The sequence below is a fragment of the Streptococcus sp. GMD4S genome, from assembly GCF_000296955.1.
The window spans coordinates 1-2,601 of record NZ_AJRE01000141.1; the positions used below are offsets into that span (position 1 = coordinate 1).

The window sequence follows — 2,601 nt, forward strand, 5'->3', positions numbered from 1 at the left end:
AAAATAGGTCTATACCATTTACAAATGAAAAAGAAAGGTTTATAATGTAATTGACATAATAAATTCTAGAATCAATCTATCAAGGAGGTTATCATTATGCCTAATTATATTAAAGCGGATCAGTTTTTCTACCCACACGGAGTTCGTCGTGGCGGTTACTTGGAACTTGTGGATGGCAAGTTTGGTAAACATGTAGAACAGATTCCTGAAGGAGCTGAGGTGATTGACTATACCGGTTATAGCATTGCCCCAGGACTTGTGGATACCCATATTCATGGATTTGGTGGTGTCGATGTCATGGATAATAACATCGAAGGAACCCTTCATACTATGAGTGAAGGATTGCTTAGCACAGGTGTTACTAGCTTCTTGCCAACGACGTTGACTTCTTCTTACGAGCAGTTGCTTGCGGTAACTGAAAATATCGGTGCTCGTTACCAGGAAGCAAGTGGAGCCAAGATTCGTGGAATCTATTTTGAAGGGCCTTATTTCACAGAGAAATACAAGGGAGCTCAAAACCCTGCTTACATGAAAGATCCTCGTATGGATGAGTTTCGTGCTTGGCAAAAAGCAGCTAATGGCCTGCTCAATAAAATTGCCCTTGCGCCAGAACGTGAAGGTGTAGAAGACTTTGTTCGTACAATTACGGGTGAAGGAGTGACTGTTGCTCTTGGACACTCAAATGCGACTTTTGATGAAGCTAAAAAAGCAGTGGATGCTGGAGCAAGCGTTTGGGTACATGCCTACAATGGAATGCGTGGGTTGACTCACCGTGAGCTCGGTATGGTGGGAGCCATGTATGAGTTGCCACATACCTATGCAGAGTTGATCTGTGACGGTCACCATGTGGATCCAAAGGCCTGTGATATCTTGCTCAAACAAAAGGGAACTGAAAATATCGCCCTTATCACAGACTGTATGACAGCTGGTGGCTTGGAAGATGGCGACTACATGTTGGGAGAATTCCCAGTAGTAGTTGCTAATGGAACTGCTCGCCTCAAATCTACAGGCAATTTGGCAGGTTCTATCCTTAAACTCAAAGATGGTTTGAAGAATGTGGTCGAATGGGGCATTGCGAATCCGCATGAAGCAGTCATGATGGCCAGCCTCAACCCAGCAAAATCTGTTCACATCGATGATGTCTGTGGTCAAATCCGTGAAGGTTATGATGCCGACTTTATCGTACTGGATAAAGATTTGGAATTGGTAGCAACCTACCTAGATGGTGTGAAACGTTATCAAGCCTAAGATGATAAAAATAGGGGTCAATAAAGGACTCCTATTTTTATTATCAGATGAAAATAATAGGATTAAAGAAATTGCTAATGGGGGAAACAAGCAAAATCCTTTTCTTGTAATAAAAAATTAGATATAATATACGATACAAAGGAAGTAGTAAGAATGTATCGTGTTATAGAAATGTATGGGGATTTTGAACCGTGGTGGTTCATAGAAGGTTGGGAAGAAGATGTCATCATGAGTCAATCTTTTGACAAGTATTATGATGCTCTAAAATATTATAAATCATGCTGGTTTGAGCTGGAAAAGAAGAATCCTCTTTATAAAAGTCGGAGTGATTTGATGACTATTTTTTGGGATCCTGCCGACCAACGCTGGTGTGATGAGTGCGATGAGTATTTGCAGCAGTACCATTCTTTGGCACTTTTACAGGATGAGCAAGTCATCCCCGATGAAAAGCTACGTCCAGGCTACGAAAAACAAACAGGTCAAGAAAAACACCGTTCTTGCCGCATGAAATGGAGATAAAAAAGTAACTTTTTAAGTTGCTTTTTTTATTTTTTTGCGAATAGTTAGATAAGGAGGGCGGTATGGTACAAGAAATTGCACAGAAAATTATTGCTACTGCGAAAGAAAAGAAGGCTCAGGATATCTATTTCATTCCCAAGGAAAAGTCCTACGAGCTTCACATGCGGATTGGAGACGAGCGGTGTCTCGTTGACTCCTATGAGTTTGATGTTTTAGCTGCTGTGATTAGTCATTTTAAGTTTGTGGCGGGTATGAACGTAGGAGAGAAGAGACGTAGTCAACTGGGCTCTTGCGACTATCAGCATGGGGAGAAGGTGTCTTCTCTGCGTTTGTCTACCGTGGGAGATTATCGGGGACATGAGAGTTTGGTCATTCGTTTGTTGCACGATGAGGAGCAGGACCTGCATTTCTGGTTTCAGGATATGAACGAACTGGGTGAGCAGTACAGGCAACGGGGACTCTATCTCTTTGCAGGTCCAGTCGGAAGTGGCAAGACGACTCTGATGCACGAATTAGCCAAGTCTCTGTTTATGGGGCAACAGGTCATGTCCATTGAAGATCCTGTCGAGATCAAGCAGGAAGACATGCTCCAGTTGCAGTTGAATGAAGCGATTGGTTTGACCTATGAAAATCTCATCAAACTGTCTCTCCGGCATCGTCCTGACCTCTTGATTATCGGTGAAATTCGGGATAGCGAGACGGCGCGTGCAGTGGTCAGAGCCAGTTTGACAGGGGCGACAGTCTTTTCAGCGTTACAAATTCAACAAATAAAAGAAAAAGACAAGGTCCGAAAACCTTGTCTTTAATACTATACCGGCGGCCGGGGTCGAACCG

General features: G+C 42.9%; 2 protein-coding genes and 1 pseudogene. All 3 read left to right on the forward strand.

Annotated features, from left to right (window positions below; all coding sequences use genetic code 11):
* The first annotated feature begins 96 nt into the window (after positions 1-96).
* Entirely contained in the window at positions 97-1,248 is a 1,152-nt protein-coding gene (gene nagA / locus GMD4S_RS07865) for an N-acetylglucosamine-6-phosphate deacetylase (protein ID WP_001134442.1), read from the forward strand.
* 153 nt (positions 1,249-1,401) lie between these two features.
* Positions 1,402-1,767, forward strand: a complete 366-nt coding sequence (locus GMD4S_RS07870; RefSeq protein ID WP_000286399.1) for a DUF1033 family protein — start codon at positions 1,402-1,404, stop codon at positions 1,765-1,767.
* Between the two features lie 62 nt (positions 1,768-1,829).
* Positions 1,830-2,540 (forward strand): annotated as a pseudogene (locus GMD4S_RS07875) (ATPase, T2SS/T4P/T4SS family); the annotation flags it as partial.
* Between the last annotated feature and the right edge of the window lie 61 nt (positions 2,541-2,601).

Excerpts from the sequence above, each read along its gene's own strand:
- nagA (WP_001134442.1), top strand. The coding sequence starts at position 97 with ATGCCTAATTATATTAAAGCGGATCAGTTTTTCTACCCACACGGAGTT.
- GMD4S_RS07870 (WP_000286399.1), top strand. The coding sequence starts at position 1,402 with ATGTATCGTGTTATAGAAATGTATGGGGATTTTGAACCGTGGTGGTTC.